The organism is Devosia soli (assembly GCF_000970455.1).
GTDB lineage: Bacteria > Pseudomonadota > Alphaproteobacteria > Rhizobiales > Devosiaceae > Devosia > Devosia soli.
Map to the genome: position 1 here is coordinate 181,410 of NZ_LAJG01000048.1, position 17,867 is coordinate 199,276.

The following is a 17,867-nucleotide window of genomic DNA, read 5'->3' on the forward strand; positions in this document are numbered from 1 at the left end:
ACTGCCGAAAACTTAGGCAGTTTAGAGAAGTTTCACCATACATTAAGAGGAAAAGCCGCATATTCCCGGACAGACCACCGAATTCGCGACGATAACGAGCATTGCTTTGCGGTCGAATGAATGAGGCGCGTACCAATTTTGGCCGTACCCCACGGTCAAAGACTGAAAAGGGTTCTGTCGCATGCGCATCCGCGGCAAAGTATTGTCTATCGTCGGCATCATGGGCGTCGTTGCGGCGCTGATCACCGGCATTGGTCTTTATGTCGTGGCCGAATACGATCATCAGATCAGCCGGCTCGATAATTCCTCCAAGCGCGCGCTCTATGGCGAGACCATGAACCGGCTCGTCACGGCCGTGGTCATGGAGTCGCGCGGCATATACGCCGCCGCCGATACCGAGAAGGCCGGCCAGTTTGCCGAAGGCATCCTTGCCCGCCTCGATGATATCGATCGCGTCATCGCCGAATGGCGCCCGCTGATCGAGGCCGAGAACCTCGCGCCCTTCGAAGCCATGGCTGCCAAGGCTGCCGAGTTCCGCACGTTCCGAGCCGAAACTGCTCGCCTTGGCCAGAACGTTTCTCCCGCCGACGCCAACGCTCAGGGCAATAACGAAGACAACCGCGCTAACCGCAAGGCCTTCCAGGCCGAAATCGACGGCATCGTCGCAGCCGATCTCGAGCGCTACCAGACAATCCAGAACGAAATCGTCGGCTTCGAGAATACCATGCGGCTTCTGATGCTCGGTACGGCCGGCATCGGCATTCTCCTGGGCGCTGCTGCCGCGCTCTATCTCGGCTCGGCACAACTCAGCCGGCCGATCGGCAAGTTGACCGGCGCCATGCGCGATCTCGCCGAAGGCAAGTTCGAGACCGAAGTCCCGGGCGGTAACCGCGCCGACGAAATCGGCGAAATGGCCCAGGCCGTGCAGGTCTTCAAGGACAATGGCATCAAGATCGCCGCCATGACGGCCCAGGAACAGGCCGCGGCCCTGCGCGCTGGCGCCCGCGCCAAGACCATGGAAATCTTCCAAGCCGAATTCGACGACGTGGTCGAAGCCGCGATGGCCGGCGACTTCAGCCGCTCGATCACCACGCGCTTTGAGGACGAGGACATCACCCGCATCGCCCGCAACTTCAACGCCATGGTTTCGAGCGTCCAGACAGGCCTCGCAGATGCCGGCTCGGTGCTGGCGGCCCTTGCCGATACCGATCTGACGCAGCGGATGACAGGCACCCACCAGGGCGCTTTCCTCGAGCTTCAGACCGATATGAACCGGGTGGCCGATACGCTGACCGATGTGGTCACCCGCCTTCGCACCACCTCGCGTGGCGTTAAGGTTGCGACCGGCGAAATCCTGGCTGGCGCCAACGATCTCTCCGAGCGCACCACGCGCCAGGCTGCAACGATCGAAGAAACCTCGGCAACGATGGAGCAACTTGCCGCCACGGTGACCGAAAACGCCAAGCGCGCTCAGCGCGGCAGCACCACCGCGGAAGCCGTCACTCAATCGGCAGTCGAAAGCGGCGCCGTGATGGATGAAGCAACACTCGCCATGGGCCGCATCACCACGGCCTCGGAAAAGATCTCCAACATCATCGGCATGATCGACGACATTGCCTTCCAGACCAATCTTCTGGCGCTCAACGCTTCGGTGGAAGCGGCGCGGGCGGGCGAAGCTGGCAAGGGCTTTGCAGTGGTTGCCGTCGAAGTGCGGCGCCTCGCCCAATCCGCCGCCGAAGCGTCCTCGGACGTCAAGGCGCTGATCGAGCAGAGTGCGCGCGAAGTCGATGGCGGTGCCCGCCTCGTTTCTGATGCAGCTGGAAAGCTCAGCACCATGCTCGAGGCCCTGCGTGCCAATAGCGCGATGATGGCCGAGATTGCCCGCGAAAGCGGCCAGCAGGCGCAGGCTATCGACGAAGTGACGGTTGCCGTTCGCCAGATGGACGAGATGACCCAGCATAATGCGGCTCTGGTCGAGCAAACCAACGCGGCGATCGAGCAGACCGAAGCGCGCGCCAACGAACTCGACACCATCGTCGACGTGTTCCGCCTCAAGGATGGACACATCGACCAAGACAAGCCTCAGACGCGCAAGAGCACGCCGGCGCCAAAGGCGGCCAAGGTGCAATATCTCAGCCATGGCAATGCTGCCGTCGCCGCCGATTGGGACGAATTCTGATCAGCTAGCCTCTAACGAACAGCAAAAGCGGCGCCCTCCCCTCGAGTGGCGCCGTTTCTTTTGCAATTTATTCCGTCATTTCAATTCAATGCATCCGCGATTTAACAATAAAACTATCAAAGCAAAGTCGATATCGTAAAAAATACCTAAATTCCCAGTGCTGACGCCACTTTATCAGCATTGACCCCAAGGCCCTTCGGAAAAAGACTTAAGCGTCTGTGGGAGGGTTCAATATGCTCAGAGTTTGGCAGAAAAGGTGCTGCGCGGCTGCCTCGTCATGAGGATCCTGCTGCTCGGGCTTAACTATGCGCCTGAACCGATCGGCACCGCGCGCTACACGACCGGGCTTGTGGATGCTCTTGCCTCGCGCGGCCATGAGGTGCGCGTCGTCGCCGGGCAACCCTATTACCCCAATTGGTCAAGCAGGCCGGGCTATCGGGGGTGGACAAAGGAAACCCGCGGCACTGCGGAGATCTTGCGGGTACCGCACGTTATTCCCCAAAAGCCGACCGGCCGCGGACGTCTCATCCAACACTTGACCTTTGCCCTTGCAGCGCTGCCACACATGCTGGCGAGCGCCATTTCGTGGCGGCCAGATTGCGTCATTGCCATTGCGCCAAGCCTTCTGGCTGCGCCTCTTGTCCTGATGACCGCGCAGCTTTCTGGCGCGCGGAGCTGGCTCCATGTGCAGGATTTCGAACTTGAGGCGGCCATGGCAACCGGACTCGTTTCGCGCAGGCCGTTGATAGCAAAAATCCTCGGCACGATCGAAAAGCGGCTGCTGCAGAGTTTTGACCGCGTCAGCAGCATTTCGCCCGCCATGTGCCGGCGTCTCTTGAGCAAGGGCGTTGCCGCCGAACGCATTTCGGAACACCGGAATTGGGCCGAGCTTGCTGCCATTCGTGCCGGGCAAGAACGTTCCTCTTATCGCGATCTCTGGCAGATAGAGACGCCACACGTCGCGCTTTATTCAGGCGCCATGGGACGCAAGCAGGGTCTTGACCTCATCGTCGAGGCGGCGCGACGCCTTAAGGGGCGCAGGGACCTGACCTTCGTCGTTTGCGGCAACGGTCCCTATCGGGGAGAGCTTGAAGCCCTGGCGCGAGTCCTCGACAATATCCGGTTTCAGGACCTGCAGCCGACGGAAAGGCTGGGCGACCTGCTCTCCCTTGCAACGGTTCATGTTCTGCCCCAGATCGCCGGGGCAGCCGATCTCGTCCTGCCGAGCAAATTGCCCAACATGCTGCCCTCTGGACGCCCGGTCATTGCGACTGCCGCTATCGGAACGGGGCTCTTTGACGAGATCGCCGGATGCGGCATTGCCGTGCCGCCTGGCGATGCTGAAGCTCTGGCCAAAGCCATAGGCGAGCTCTGCGACGACCCGCTTCTGGCGCAGAAATTGGGCGCCGCGGGCCGCTGCCGGGCCGAAGCGCGCTGGGATGGTCCCACTATCCTTGCAGGATTTGCTGCCGATATCGAAGTCGCGGTTTCAGCCCAGCAAAAGCTCGTGGCCCTGGTGGGCGAGCCGCTATGATGCTCCTTTATGCGCTCTTGCTCATTGGCTTTGGTGCTGCGGCTCTGCTCGCAGGTCTTGCCACGCGACGGCCGGCGCTGATCCTTCTTTCTGGTACAATCCTGGCGTCTCACGCCTGGCCGCTCATCGAGCTTTCGCGGAGCAGGGCCGGAATTTCGGCGACCCTTCAAGCCCAGGACATGACGGTTGCAACCATCGCGCTGATCGCGAGCCTTGCGTGGTTGAGCGGCTATAACCTCTTTGCCCGCTCGAGACCGATGGAAGCAGCGTACGACGCATTGCTTGCCCCGCCTGTTGGCCTGCATCATATGGTTCTTGCCATCCTCGGGATTCTGCTACTTTCCGCACCGGGCGGCATCTTCGGCTTTGCGCATACCGGTTTTCTGCGCTTGCCGGTGGATAGCTTCCTGTTCTCGCTAACTTACGCCACCGCTTGCCTTGCCGCACTGACGACAACCGTTCTCTGCGTCTTTGCGGCGACAGGCCGAGCCAAGCCGCCTCTCGTCTCGATCGGCTTTGTCCTGCTGGTCTTCTGGCTGCTCGGCGGGCGGACGCAACTGGCAATCAGCGCCATGTCCTTTGCGCTCGTCTTCCTGGCCCATAGGCGGGTGCGCATTATGGCGCTCGCCCTTCCCGGTCTGATGCTGATGGCGCTCGCAACCCTGACGCTCAGCTTTCGTCTGGCCTTGCAGGGAGAAACCATCGGCTTGATCGACACGCTTCGCCTCATGGCGGCGCAGGTCTCATTGCTCGAAGGCTATGCCCTCTGCGCCCGTTTCGTCGAAGAGTTCGGCACGCGAACGGCGCTTTACGCCGACACGCTGCTCCAGATCGTGCCCCGCGCGGTTTTTCCCGAAAAGCCGTTGCAATTGAGCCGTGCCCTGCGCCTGATGGAAGCGCGGGACACGCTGGGCGGACTGACGCCGGGCCTTGCGGGCGAGGCCTTTGTCGTCGGCGGCATGATTGGCGTTGCCGCCATCGGGCTCGCCTTCGGTGGAGCACTTGCCGCGCTCGACAATGGCTATCGCCGCCTCGTCGCCCTGCGGCCGCTGACGCAGGCGCTGGTCGTCAGCCTCCTGCCCCTTCTTGCCATCTTCACGCTGCGCGGCGGCTTCGATACCTCGATCTTCCGTCTCGATATCCTGCTGGTCGCGGGTCTCTCCGGCCTCTTCATTCGCGCTCCTCTGCCGATGCGGAGGCCGGCGATATGAGTGCTTATCGGCCGGGACACTATCTGACCAAAGGGATCGATCGCCTGTTCGGCGCGGTGCGGGCGCTCTGGTATCGCCGTGTCTATCTCGCCTGGGTCGACTTTGGCCATGGCGTCACCTTCGCTGGCACCATCCATTGCCCTGGCGTCACCGGCACGGTGGCAATCGGCGACCGCAGTTATTTGGGGCACGGCGTCAGCCTTGCCGTTGCTGAAGGCGGCCGGATCACCGTCGGGCCGGATGTGTCCATCAATAAGGGATGTACCCTTTCTGCGCGCCGCGCGGTGAGCATTGGCGGCGGCACGCGCATCGGCGACCACACCAGCATTCTCGACAGCGACCACCGGCTCGATCCGGATGTGCCGATCCTTGAGAGTGGGTTCGAGACGCGCCCGATCGTCATTGGCGCCAATGTCTGGATCGGCCGTCAGGTGACCATCCTTCCCGGCGTGACGGTGGGCGACCATGCGGTGATCGGGGCGCATAGCCTCGTCAATGCCGACGTCCCGCCGCGCGGCATCGCCTTCGGCACGCCGGCGCGCCTCCATCGGATACGGCCATGAGGCGGGGCGGGCATCTTTATGGCGCAATGCTGGCAGCCTTGCCGGCCGCGGCGCTGTTTCTGGCTCAGACCTGGCTGGTCGCTGCCGGGAAGGCGGACGCCATCCTGCCCCTTGCCAGGTATGGAGGCCTTTTGGCGCTCTTCTTCTTTGCCTTCGACGGCAATTCCGGCCTCGCGCCCGGTCTCATACGGCTGCGGCACAGCGAGGCCGCCATCAGGACCGCCTTCCTCGCCTATCGTCTCAGCGTTCTCGGCCTTCTCGCGTCACTCCTGCCTGTTGCCTGGCTGTGGGACCCGGCCGGGACGGCAGCGATGCTACCCTTTTGCGCCGCAGCATTGCTCCTGCGCTTGCCCTTTCTCGATGGCGACCTCGACCAACGGCGTTTGCAATCTGCCAGCATGCTGTTGCAGAACCTTTGGATGCTGCCACTGGCGGCGAGCGCGGTTCTTTGGGGTACCATCGATGCCGTGATCGCCGGCCAGTGCGCCCTGTGGTCGAGCCTCATTTATGCCGCCGTCCACCTGCGCTTTCGCCGGCGCAGCCGTCTCACTTCGCTATCGGCGGCGCGCGACTCCTTGCGCGAAATCTGTTCGCTCATGGCCGCCAACGGGATCGGCCAGATCTATGGGCGCATGGTGCTCTTCGTTCTCGGCAGCAGTTTTGCCGGTCCGACGGCCGCGCTGATCGTTTATGGCAAGCAGCTCTTCAACGCTTCCGGCATCGTCGTCGCCTATCTGCGCCGCGCCGAACTGCAGCGGGGGACCGATCGATCGATGCGCCTCAGCCTTTGGGGCCAAGGGATCATCGCCCTCGGCGGCAGCATGCTTCTCGCGCTCATGGCTTTCCGACTTGGCCTCAGCCCCCTGCCCCTCCTCGCGATCATTGCCTGGCAGATCGGAGAAAAACTCTCCTCAACCGCCGTCTACAGCTTTCAAGTCGTCGACCGCCATGACCTTGGCCTTGCCGGGCTCGGTGCGGTCGTGGTGCTTGGATCGGCCGGCCTCATTCTGGCAACGGGCACGGATCAGCCCCTGATCTTTGTCGGCAGCGAAACCTGTGCCTTTGCCCTCGTGCTGAGCCTGTGGATGCTGGCCCATCGGCGCCGCAGCGTCCTGGGAGCTGCACCATGAGGGTCGTCCATTATTCCACTCGCCTCGGCCGCTCCGGTGGGGGCCTCTACCACTCGGTGTCTGGGCTGGCGCGGGGCATGGCAGGCCTTGGCGCCGAGATCACCGTGGTGGGTGGAACGGAAAAAGGATTTGCCGACGAAAGGCACGTCTGGGGCGATCTTAGCCTCATCGGTCATTCCCTCGGCCGACAGCGCTATGGGTTCTCGCCGGATATTCTGGGCGCGATCACCCGGCTCGAGCCCGATATCCTCCATATCCACGGCATCTGGTCGGCAAGCTCGATCTATGGCCGGTTTGCCTCGAAGAACACGCGGCTGGTGGTCTCCCCGCGCGGCATGCTCGACCCATGGATTCTCCAGCGTAAGCCATTGGTGAAACACGGCCACGCCGCCCTCTTCGAGCGTCCCATGCTGGCGCGTGCGCACGTTCATGCACTCTCCGCGCACGAGGCCGATTGCGTCAGGGCCTTCATGCCCACCCTCAGCGACCGCGTCTTTACTGTGCCCAATGGCATCCATGCCGCGCCGGGCCGATCGCCGGCGCGCAAGGGCGCTCTGTTCCTGGGACGCCTCCACGAAAAGAAACAGGTTCTGAAATTGATCGACGCCTGGGAGACCCATGGCAAGAGCCTCAAGCTGACGATCGCCGGGTGGGGAGCGGCGGACTATGAAGCGCAGGTCGCGGCCCGCTGTCAGGGAAAACAGCGCGTCCGCTTCGCCGGCGGAGTGCATGACGAAGCCAAGGCCGAGGCGCTTGCAACAGCAGAATTCTTTATCCTGCCCTCGCTCAGCGAAGGGCTGCCGATGGCCGCGCTTGAAGCCTTGGCGGCGGGGTCAATTCCCATCCTCACCGAGGCCTGTCACCTGCCGGAACTCTTTGCCAACGACATCTCGATCCGCATGGAAGCCGATTTTTCCGATTTTGCCGGCGTTCTCGAGCGATTGCGCGCGATGACCGGCAGCGAAAAGGCGCGGCGCAGCGCCAAAGCCCGGGAAGCCGCCGAGGCGTTTCTCTGGCCTGGCATCGCCCGCCGCATGCTCGACCATTACTCTGCTATTCTCGAGGGACCAGCCCCATGACACGACTTGCCGCGTCCCATTTTCCGCTGCGTCACCGTCTCTTCCGGGCCCTGTGGATGGTGACCTGGGCTGTGCTTGCGCGCTGGACCCCGGCGCCGCTTCATGCCTGGCGGCTGTGGCTGCTGCGTCTATTCGGGGCGCAGGTCGGGCAAGGCGCGCGGATCTACGGCACGGCGTGCATCTGGTATCCCCCAAATCTTCAGGTCGATCAAGGCGCGGTCATCGGCTGGGATACGGTGATCTATTGTCAGGCGCCGATCCATATCGGCCGCAATGCCATCGTGTCCCAGTATGCGCACCTGATCAGCGGCAGTCACGACATCGACCGGCGGGGCCTGCCCCTGATCTTGCGGCCCATCCATATCGGCGTCGATGCCTGGATCTGCGCCGGGGCCATGGTCGGCCCCGGCGTCACGGTCGGCGATGGTGCGGTGCTCGGCGCTCGAGCCGTCGCCTTTTCCGACCTCGCCGCCTGGTCGGTCTATATCGGCAATCCCGCAAAATACCTGCGGCGGCGGGAGATGGACGACAACTTGCCTACCAGCCCATTGCCATATGCGCCGCCTGAAAGGCCCGCGCCACTTCTGCATATCCCGCATCATTGAGATGGAGGTGATCCGACCGGAGCGAGCGCGGGATATAGCCGGCCGCAATATCGCTGGTGTCTTCCGGCGATCCATTGGTCTTGGCCTTCAGGGCCGCGACCAGATCGACGAACCGCACGCCATATAGTCCGGCGAGCTGGGCATTGAGCGAAGCAAGGCTGGCAATGCCTCCGGGCGTATCGGCAGCGCTCGGCAGGATGGCACCGATGAGAAAACGCGTGTGCGAAAGCGAAGCGACGGCTGCCGCGATATCCGCGGTCACGGAGTAACCCGATTGCGCGCCGTTTCGGCCGAGCCAGAGCCATGCCGTCATGCCGCGAAGCGACTTGCCCCAGGCGCAGAAGAACCGCGTGCCCGCCTGGACCGGCACGACAACGCCGGGTGAACTGCGGCTAAAACTCCAATTGCCGGAGGCATCCGTGCTCATGACGCCTGGAATGCCGGCCAGAACCCCGCGTTGCGTGCCCGAAAACGTGCCGGAATTGGTGAGGACATTGATCGATTTCTGCGTCACCGCCACCGAGCCCGAGGCCGGGATGGCATTGCCCGCCAGGGTCACCGTGATGGGCACCGCATTCATGCGCGCGGCAATCTGCGTCGATGTTTGCCCACCCAACCCATGGCGCAGCACGGCGCGGGGCGGAGTGAAAAGTGCCTGCGCGACCATGGGATAGGTAAAGCTGCCGGTGCTGCCGCCGGTTGCGCCAGCACCAGCCGTAAGACTATCGCCCCAGGCTACCGCACCATTGCCCGCCATCTGCGCAACGAGATCTTCCTCGTCGAGCATGCCGGCAAAAAGCCGGAGCCGGCTGATGCTGCCGGCCCAAAGGCCAGTGGCGATCGAGCGGCCGCGGCCGAGCCGGATGGCGGCGAGGCCTGGAAAGATGCCCGTGCTCGCACGCGACATGCCCTGGCCCAGAAGACCTGCAATACAAAGACCGTCCCGCGCCGCAAAGCCGACGGAGAAGCGGGTATTGGCGGCGACGATGCCGAGGTCGAGATTGACCTGTTCGACCTGCATGCCGCTGCCGCCGAAAGAAACGATGAAGCGCAGATGCTGGCTCGCGTCCCAGATCAGCCGGATGAAATTGCGCTCGAACCAGTTGCCGTTGAATTCTGCATTGTCATCGGCCTGGAAGACGATGCCTCCACTACCACCGCTTGCGGGCGTCACCGCCTCGACGATGCCGCAGAGAGCGCCCGGGGTAAACCCGGCATAAGGCACGGCTTCGCGGAGCGAGAGGTCGTCGACGCAATAGCTGCCGCTCGATGGGTTGACCTGATGGCGCAGGGCGATGGACGCATTGCCCGGGCTGAACCCGCCGCAATAAAGCGTCACCGGCGCCGGGGCTACATTGGTCAGATTGGCCGTTTGCGCATAGTTCGCCGTGCCGGCGCCCGCGGCACCGAAACCGAGCGCTGCATTGGATGCCGTTTCGCGCCAGACATTGGCGGTAAGGCGATAGGCGCGGCCGGCGGTAGAAATAAGCCCTGCGATTGTTCGATAGGCGCCCGAACCATTGCCACCGCTGCCGGTGACCCGCAGCGCCCCTGAAGCAAGCGAAAGGGAACTGCCAACCCCTGTCCAGTCGGCGAGGGACCCGGCGGCGAAGCTGCCATCGCTGAGGAGTTCGCGCGCGCCGGGGCTTACATAGGGCCCGATGATGAGATGGCCCGCGGCCGGAACCGTGGCGCCGATCGCCGAACGAAACTGCGCTTCATCGGCGTAACGTCGGCCCGCATGACGGAACTGCCCGGCGCCGTAATCGGCATCAAGCCAAGCCTGGCTGACGGCGCTGTCGCCTTTGATTTTTTGCCGGAGGCCGAGTCCAGCCGCAATGCCCACCATCAGTAAAGCCCGATAAGCGAAGCTGCCGACGTGCCGGTCAGCACGCGGACGACGCGGATCGGCAGGAGGGCGCCGGCGGAGAGGCCTTCGAAGGTAATCGTCCCGCCGCCCAGCATCTCGACTTCGAGCGTGCCACCGCCGCCGACATAGACGGCCCGCGTCGGCTGATCGAATACCGCGGCATTGTTGGGCGAAATGGCAAAGGCACCAGCCGCTGGCGCGGCAAGATTCATTGCAAACGAGGAAAAGATATCGGCCATGCTCGGCTCCCTTGATGCGATGCACCCAGTCTAGGAGCGGGGTTCGAGCCGGGGAGAGATTTGCGTTACCGCATCCGCAAGTGGCTGTGCCAACGCGAGAAATGCACTATTCTCGGATGGGCAGAAGCGAGATCGAGCGTGAAGATTTTCATTACCGGCGCCGCCGGCTTTATCGGCTACCATCTGGCGAAGAGGCTCCTTGCGGATGACCATCTGGTTTGCGGCTATGACGGGATGACCCGATATTACGATCCGGAACTCAAACGTTCCCGGCTGGCGCGGCTCAAAAAATCCAATGCCTTCTCCTTTGTCGAAGCCATGCTCGAAGATCGGGCGGCGCTGGAGACTGCCGTTTCGGATTTTGCGCCAGACATCGTTGTGCACCTCGGCGCCCAGGCAGGCGTCCGATACAGCCTCGAAGCGCCCCAGGCCTATATCGACGCCAATATCACCGGCACGTTCAATCTGCTTGAAATCCTCCGCCAGTCCCTGCCAAAGCACCTGCTTTTTGCCTCGACCTCATCAATCTATGGCGGCAACGAAACCATGCCGTTTAACGAAAGCGACCGCACCGACTTCCCGGTGTCGCTTTACGCCGCGACCAAGAAGGCGGGCGAGGCGATGAGCCACGCCTATGCCCATCTCTTCGATATTCCGACGACGTGTTTCCGCTTCTTTACCGTCTATGGCCCGTGGGGCCGGCCGGATATGGCGCCCTATAAGTTCACGGCCGCGATCAGCCAGGATCAGCCGATCGACGTCTATGGCGAAGGCCGCATGCGGCGCGATTTTACCTATATCGACGATCTCGTTGAAGCCATCGTGCGGCTGATGGACGCCGTGCCGATCAAGGGATATCCCGTCCCGATCGACGGCGCCTCAGATTCGCTTTCGCCCATCGCCCCATGGCGCAGCGTCAATATCGGAGGCGGCCAGCCGACCGGTCTCATGGATTTCATTGCCGCCATCGAGAAGACGCTGGGCAAGACGGCGAAGAAGAATTTTATGCCCATGCAGCAGGGCGATGTCGAGGAAACCTACGCCTCGCCCGCTCTTTTGCAGGCGCTAACCGGCTATAAGCCGGATACGACAGTCGACGCCGGTATTGCGGCCTTTGTCCGCTGGTACCAAGACTACTACCGCTTGTCCTAGGCTGCGGAATATCCCGGCTCATAGCGCCGCACCGGCCAACGCAACGCCGCCGGCTGCAAGGACAGCGCCGGCACGATGGGGAGCGACACGGTATTGGCCTGGCGCATAGTGACGATGATGTCGTGCATCTGTTCGCGCAGCGTCCTGCCCCATGAGGCGACGACGACCGCGGCATCGGCCGCCGGCAGGATATAGGCTGCCTCCGCCGACCAGGCCATGGCCGGCATATCGATGACGATCGTATCGAAACTGGCGCGCGCTCCGCGCAGCACATCGGCAAAGCCAGCGCCGCCAAAAAGGTTTTCGGCTCCCGCATCGCTGCGGCCGGCATTGACCAGAACCGAGACCTTGGAAAGCGGATCGCGCAACAGCATCCCCGCGGTTCGCGTCGCCGCAAGCCGCCCTGACAGAATATCTTCAAATGTCCCGGCGAGCGGCGCGTCGATGTGCCGATGAAGCGCTGCGGATCGCACGTCGGCATCGATCAGGAGCACATTCTGCCCAGTCGCTTCGAAGGCCCTTGCCAATCCGAGGGCGATCGTGGTCTTGCCGTCTCCCTCATTGGCGGAGGTGACGACGACGATCCGCCCCGGCACATTAGGCAATAGATTGCGCTGCACCGCCACGCGCAGCGTCCGCATGCTCTCGGAAAAAGGGGAGATGGGCGCTTCGATCACCGCATCGGCATGGCTCACGCCATCGAGCCGCATGGGCCGGAGGCGCGGCACCGCCACTGCCGTCGTCACGCCAGCGGCATCGGCCAGTTCGGCGGTCGAGCGCATGCCATGCGCCATGCCATCGAGCAGGAAGCCCGCGCCGAAGGACAGCGCGACGCCAAAGAGCCCGGCGACGCCCATCACCGTCTTGACGTCGGGCCAGATCGGTTCTGCCGGAACGGAGGCCGAGGCGATAAGGCGCGCATCGGGCCGCTGCAGGGTAGCTTCCGCATCGAGCGCTCGGACGCGGCGGCGCAGATCGGCAGCCTCGGCTTTGGCATCGATCGCGCTCTGCTCGATGCTGACCCATTGCGCCATGAGAGCGTGCCGGACGAAACCGGTCAGGTTGGCAAGCTGAAGCGGTTGGCGCGCCTGCCCGACCCGCACCGCACGCTCGGCCAATGCGGACTTCAGCGGTTCGGCCAGCGCAGCTGTCTTGGCGTCGACAGAAAGCTCGGCGACCATGGCCTGAACAATTGCGTCCGATTGCCGGTCAAGGGCGCTGGCCCGCTGGTCGACGGTGCTGAACTCCAGGGAAACCAGATCTCGCGCTTCTTCGACAGCAGCGATCTTGGCCTGCAGTTGCAGCTCGATATACGCCGCCGCCACCGCATTGGCGAGATCGGCAGCCACCTCCGCAGAGGCAGCGCGCCCCGTAATGGCAATCACCGGCGTCAGTCCCTTCCGCGTGATCGTCACCGATTGGCGGATCAACCGAACAAGGCTTGCCCGATCCTCGCCGCCATCGCCCAGTCTCTCAGGCACGATACGAAAGAAATCCAGCACCCAGGGCCGGACATCCAAGCCATCGATCAGGGCGCGGCTATCGAGCGGCACCAACTCATCCGCCGCCGCGACAAAAGTCGGCTCCGCGCGCATGACCTCGACCATGCCATCGATGAAGCCGTTATCAGGCGCCTTGGGAAGGGTTGCTTGGCTGCCGACGTTCGAGAGAATGCCCCCATGCGGCTCAACCACAATCAAAGCAACAGCGCTGAAGGATGGTCGCAATATCTGGGTTGTCGCCCAGGCGGAAAATACTATGGCAAAAAAGACCAAAGCCATGGCCTTTGAATGCCTAAACAGTATGCCGACGAAACGTTCAAGCCAGATACGCGTGTTCAACACAGCGTTTCTCCAATTCCTCCCTATAGTTGAAGTCTATTTTTGACAGGTTGGCAAATCCTATCTCAGCAAAAAATCGGAACGTAGCCGCCATTGACCGATACTTTCACTTGACCGGCAATTTCGATAGGAGCAGAGCCAGACCTCTGGCTGCGACGGACTTGGACAGAATTCATGTTTGGACTATTCGGCAAGCGCCCGGTGTCTTCCGGCAATAGCGCTGCGCGCGTGACGCTCGAAACGCAACCCGACGTCATCTATGCCATCGGCGATATTCATGGATGTCTGGATAAGCTCAAACGCCTCGAAGCGCTCATCAGTGCGGACGCTGCCGGCATCGCGGGCGAGAAGCTGATCATCACGCTCGGAGACTATGTCGACCGCGGACCGAACTCGGCACAGACGCTGAACTGGCTTGCCAAGGCGCCACCGGACGGGTTCAAGCGCCTCTGCCTGCGCGGCAACCACGAAGCGCTTTTCTTGCAGGCGATCGAAAATCCACGCACCGCGCGCAATTGGCTGCAATGGGGCGGCAAGGAAACACTTCTTTCCTACGGGATCGACAGCGCCACCTTCCAGCGGATGGGCGCCAAATCGCAATTGCAGGTCATGCAAGGCATGGTGCCGGAAGAGCACGTCACTTTCCTCAAATCGTGCCCGATCATGGTCGGCGTAGGCGAGTTTCTGTTCGTGCATGCCGGGATCAGGCCGGGCCTCAGCCTCGCACAGCAACGCGACGAAGACCTGATCTGGATCCGCGATCCATTCCTAATCAAGGACCATGGCCTCGGCATCAGGGTGGTGCATGGCCACACCCCGGCCGCCGAGCCACAGATCACCTCGTTCCGGATCGGTATTGACACCGCGGCTTATGACGGCGGCCCGCTCACTGCTCTTAAAATAACAAGGACAGGAGACCTCGGCCTCCTGTCTTCGGAAATGACTTTGAACTAAGCGCTGGTTCAGTCGGCGTAATAGGACGAATATTTGTAGCTATAGGACCGTGCCGTGTCCGGCTGTTGCGTCATCGCCAGAACGAGCGGCGTCTCCTCGTCCTTGGATCGGTCAATGGTCTTGAGCGTGTTGAGCACTTCACGCTGCGTCGTGCTAGCGTAACGCGTCAGGAACAGGATCACATCGGCAAACTGCATGAGATAGACGCCATCCACCACGACGCCAGCCGGCGGCGTATCGATGACGACGATATCAAAAGCCTGCGTAGCTGCTTCGATCAGCTGCACGAAGGTCTTGCTTGTCAAAAGATGTTCGGTCGGCAGGTTGCTCGAATTGGAGCTGAGCACCACCGAAATTCCCGATTGCGGGTCGCGGTGAATGATCGACTTGCTTTCCTCAGGAGAAATTTCGCCCGCCAGATACTCGTGGAGTCCGGCAGTCGAACCAAGGTTGAGATGCTTGTGCAGCGAAGGCTTGCGCAAGTCGGCATCGATGATGAGGACGCGCTGACCGGCAACCCCATAGGTGCGCGCCAGAGCCAGCGCCGTCGTCGTCTTGCCCTCGACAGGAAGCGAGGATGTCACAAGGATCACCTTGCCGCGACGGTTCTTCCGCGCTGCCTTGGAGTCGAGAAGCAGTTGATCGAGCCGAAGCCGCACCCGCCGGAGGCTCTCGGAATAATGCGAGAGCGGTGAGGTGATCACCAGGTCCGCCGCACTGGCAATCTGCCCGTCTTCGCGCTTGACCGGCTTCTGCAGCGGGATGCCCGTCACGACTTCGCGGCGCGCGACGGTTTCGAGCTGATCGGCCGAGGTGAACCCGCCAACGAAATTGTCGACGACAAATGCAAGACCCACCCCCAAACCGACCGCAGCAAGGCCCGCAAGAACGAGAATGAGCCGCGTATTGGGGAAGGATGGGCCATTGGGCGGGGTGGCCTGAGCAACGACGCGACTATCGGCAACCTGCAGGTCAGCCTGAGCGCGCAGATCGTTGACACGGGCGACGAGCCGCTCGTAGTTCGACCGTGCAAGCGACGCATTCTGCTGCAGCTCATAGATGTTCGTGAGGACATCCGGCGGCAGATCGCTCGCAAGGAAACTCTGGCGCACCTGCTCGCGAAGAGCCGAGGCCTCGTCCTGCGTTGCCGTCACCTGCTGCTGCAGCGTCTGGATTTCTTCTTCCGCCGTGCTACGCATGCGCTGCTCGATACTCGCAAGATCGCCGCGGAGATTGACCACATCGCCCGATGTCGGCTCGAGCGAATTGATCCGCGCCAGAAGGTCCGCGCGCTGTTGCTCGAGGCCAGCAATGGCTTCGGACTGCAGCGAGCTTGCCAGCTGGTCATAATTGTTTTGCAGCAGGCTCGCATTGGCGGAGTCAACGACAGAGCCGAGACGCTCCCGCTCACTGGTTGCCGCAGTCAGGCGTTGGCGCAACTGGTCGATGTCGCCACCGCTGCCAGCGAGACGATCGACATTGTCCTCGACAAAAGTATCGAATGCGCCCTCGGACTGAGCAAGCCGCGTCGTAGCCTCGGCGATACGCGGCTCAAGCACATCGAGCGAATTAAGGACCGACTGCGTCTTGGACTGGATTTGCAGCGCAATATAGGCGTTGGCCGTCGCATTAGCGATCCGCGCCGCCGTTTCCGGCGAGGCCGCCTCGGCATTGATGGAGATCAGATAAGTTAGGCCGCGCCGCTGCACGGAAATGGAATTCTGAAGACGCGACACCAGCGCATTGAGCGCTTCCTCGCCGGTCGGCAATGTCGGTTCGCCGAGGCGCAGGAACGCCATGACTTCCTGGCGCAGCCCGATCCGCGGCATGAACTCCGGATCGGAAAGAAGATTTGCGTCCTGGATTACGCGCAGAAGTGTCGGGATCGAGCGGACGATCTCGACTTCGCTATCGACACGCGCATTGTCAGCGGAGCTGGAGACTCCGGTCAGGGCGTCAGGGTCGAGCAGGTCCTTGCGGGCGGTATCGACATAAACAAGGGTCGTTGCCGTGAATTCAGGCTTGAGCGAGTAAACCACACCCCCGGTGACGACAAGAACGGCGACCACCACCAGAACAATCAATCGGATATGGCGCCGCAGCACGCCCAAGATTGCTCTGAGATCGATTTCTTGCTCGTCCATGGATCACCACCGCTATAAGTGGGCTGTTTATCTCTGGCGCCTTTGATCCATGCAACCAATTTTACTGCATATGTATAACGCAAATGGCGCCCGATGATCGGAGCGCCATTTTTCTTCGATGCTTGGGCTCTTCAGCTCCAGCGTCTTGGGTCTGCACCGGATATGGCGACGACGCGATAGCCGGCCTGATGGAAGGGCTTGATCTCGCCGGTGAGATTATCGAGCGTCAGATCGCCCTGGCTGGTTTTGACAACCAGCACCGCGTGCCCCAACCCCTGACGCGTCTTGACATAGGCAATGCGCAGCGCGCTTGCCGGCAGCCCCGCCCGGATCAGTTCATGGCGCTTGCTGATGGCGTAGCTCTTGCAATCGCCCGCGCTCGGATTGATCCGCCACACCTGCACCAGGGGATTGTCGAGCTTGGGACGAATAGCCCGGTTCACGCGGCTGTTCACCCGCGTCAGGATGCGCATGATATTGTCATCCAGCGCGATTTTTGAGGCACCGCCCGGCCGGCACTCCTGCGGATAAAAGCCGCAAAACACCTGGAAGCTCAACGGGCCCTTGGAGCTGACACTCTCCTGCACGAAGCCCTGCCCGCCACGATTGGCAAAGGCGGTGTCGACCGTTCCCAACACAGCAATGGCACTGACCACGGCTGCAAAAATCATCTTCCTCATATTGCCCATCCTTGGACTGACCTGATGAAAGCCAGTCTGGACGGACCAATTTGCCGCCTTCTCTCAAAACCACTTCAAATTTTATGAAAATACTTGCGAGCGCTGTTGCAACCGCTGGGTGAATTAACTATTGAAGCCGTTATGCATGCGGCGCAGACCAACTCCGACCTGCAGACACTTGACATAGTTGAGGCCAGTCGTGTTTGCTAAACAAAGAATTAACACGAGGGTTTTACCATGATGCGCAATCTCTTCCGAGTTTTGCTTGTTTCGAGTGCCTTGGTTGCCGTTACGGCTCCCTCGGCTTACGCTACGCCCCAGCAGGAAGCTGCTGCTGCCATCAGCAATCCGGGCGCACTGCCTGGCTTGATCACCAATGCTAACTTTGGCGGCCTTTCCTCCGCTGCAGCTCTGTGCGCTGGTAACAAGGCGTGCGTTCTCGCTCTGCTAACCGCCTATGCTCAGCTTGGCTTCACGCCATCGGCCGCTCAGGCTGCGACTATCGCTGAGGTTGCAGGCGTCACGTTCACTCCTGCTGAGCTCCAGGCTCTCGGGATCGGCGCTATCACGACGACCAACACTGCAGCGACACCCCTTCCCGGTGTGAACAGCACGGTTGGCGGCGGTTCGGAGACACCCTCTTCGACCGGTCCGTCGCCGAGCGCCCAGTAAAGTTTCTGCCCTCG

Annotated in this window: 15 protein-coding genes; 10 read left to right on the forward strand and 5 right to left on the reverse strand. The window is 62.0% G+C overall.

Translation table 11 applies throughout. The features are described from left to right. Positions 1-181: 181 nt before the first annotated feature. From VW35_RS19400 to VW35_RS19430, 7 genes are all read left to right on the forward strand, one after another. Positions 182-2,179: a methyl-accepting chemotaxis protein gene (locus VW35_RS19400; RefSeq protein ID WP_046144737.1), complete on the forward strand. Its 1,998-nt coding sequence runs from the start codon at positions 182-184 to the stop codon at positions 2,177-2,179. Positions 2,180-2,456: 277 nt separating this feature from the next. Beyond that, positions 2,457-3,713: a WcaI family glycosyltransferase gene (locus tag VW35_RS19405; protein ID WP_046144910.1), complete on the forward strand. Its 1,257-nt coding sequence runs from the start codon at positions 2,457-2,459 to the stop codon at positions 3,711-3,713. Beyond that, positions 3,710-4,924, forward strand: a complete 1,215-nt coding sequence (locus VW35_RS19410; RefSeq protein WP_152662669.1) for a hypothetical protein — start codon at positions 3,710-3,712, stop codon at positions 4,922-4,924. Before VW35_RS19405 ends, VW35_RS19410 begins: the two co-directional genes overlap by 4 nt. Then, complete coding sequence (locus tag VW35_RS19415; protein WP_052951882.1) at positions 4,921-5,487, forward strand: acyltransferase; 567 nt, start codon at positions 4,921-4,923, stop codon at positions 5,485-5,487. Before VW35_RS19410 ends, VW35_RS19415 begins: the two co-directional genes overlap by 4 nt. Further along, positions 5,484-6,617, forward strand: coding sequence for a hypothetical protein (locus VW35_RS19420; protein ID WP_046144739.1), 1,134 nt, complete (start codon positions 5,484-5,486; stop codon positions 6,615-6,617). Before VW35_RS19415 ends, VW35_RS19420 begins: the two co-directional genes overlap by 4 nt. Then, entirely contained in the window at positions 6,614-7,696 is a 1,083-nt protein-coding gene (locus VW35_RS19425; protein ID WP_046144740.1) for a glycosyltransferase, read from the forward strand. The genes VW35_RS19420 and VW35_RS19425 overlap by 4 nt, the downstream gene beginning before the upstream one ends. Continuing rightward, entirely contained in the window at positions 7,693-8,301 is a 609-nt protein-coding gene (locus VW35_RS19430; protein WP_083983053.1) for an LbetaH domain-containing protein, read from the forward strand. The genes VW35_RS19425 and VW35_RS19430 overlap by 4 nt, the downstream gene beginning before the upstream one ends. On the opposite strand, the gene VW35_RS19435 is transcribed toward VW35_RS19430, so the two are convergent. Further along, complete coding sequence (locus VW35_RS19435) at positions 8,234-10,150, reverse strand: SGNH/GDSL hydrolase family protein (RefSeq protein WP_046144741.1); 1,917 nt, start codon at positions 10,148-10,150, stop codon at positions 8,234-8,236. The genes VW35_RS19430 and VW35_RS19435 overlap by 68 nt on opposite strands. Next, the gene (locus VW35_RS19440) at positions 10,150-10,410 is read right to left on the reverse strand and encodes a spike base protein, RCAP_Rcc01079 family (protein ID WP_046144742.1); all 261 of its coding nucleotides are present in this window, start codon (positions 10,408-10,410) and stop codon (positions 10,150-10,152) included. Before VW35_RS19440 ends, VW35_RS19435 begins: the two co-directional genes overlap by 1 nt. 138 nt (positions 10,411-10,548) lie before the next feature. Between VW35_RS19440 and VW35_RS19445 the strand changes: the two genes are divergently transcribed. Further along, the gene (locus VW35_RS19445; protein ID WP_046144743.1) at positions 10,549-11,562 is read left to right on the forward strand and encodes an NAD-dependent epimerase/dehydratase family protein; all 1,014 of its coding nucleotides are present in this window, start codon (positions 10,549-10,551) and stop codon (positions 11,560-11,562) included. Here VW35_RS19445 and VW35_RS19450 read toward each other — a convergent pair. Then, on the reverse strand, positions 11,559-13,403 hold the full coding sequence (locus VW35_RS19450) for a nucleotide-binding protein (RefSeq protein WP_046144744.1): 1,845 nt from the start codon (positions 13,401-13,403) through the stop codon (positions 11,559-11,561). The two genes, VW35_RS19445 and VW35_RS19450, sit on opposite strands and share 4 nt — an antisense overlap. 174 nt (positions 13,404-13,577) lie before the next feature. Between VW35_RS19450 and VW35_RS19455 the strand changes: the two genes are divergently transcribed. Then, positions 13,578-14,357 carry a metallophosphoesterase family protein gene (locus tag VW35_RS19455; RefSeq protein ID WP_046144745.1) on the forward strand — a complete coding sequence of 260 codons (780 nt, stop codon included), beginning with the start codon at positions 13,578-13,580 and terminating at the stop codon, positions 14,355-14,357. 8 nt (positions 14,358-14,365) lie between these two features. Here the strand turns inward: VW35_RS19455 and VW35_RS20815 are convergent, their stop codons facing one another. Both VW35_RS20815 and VW35_RS19465 read right to left on the reverse strand, forming a co-directional pair. Next, positions 14,366-16,501: a GumC family protein gene (locus VW35_RS20815; protein ID WP_052951883.1), complete on the reverse strand. Its 2,136-nt coding sequence runs from the start codon at positions 16,499-16,501 to the stop codon at positions 14,366-14,368. Between the two features lie 131 nt (positions 16,502-16,632). After that, positions 16,633-17,181, reverse strand: a complete 549-nt coding sequence (locus tag VW35_RS19465; protein WP_161796952.1) for a transglutaminase-like cysteine peptidase — start codon at positions 17,179-17,181, stop codon at positions 16,633-16,635. A gap of 237 nt (positions 17,182-17,418) precedes the next feature. Here VW35_RS19465 and VW35_RS19470 point away from each other — a divergent pair, with 237 nt between their 5' ends. Then, a complete protein-coding gene (locus VW35_RS19470) occupies positions 17,419-17,853 on the forward strand; it encodes a hypothetical protein (RefSeq protein WP_046144746.1) in 435 nt (144 codons plus the stop codon). Positions 17,854-17,867 lie beyond the last annotated feature (14 nt).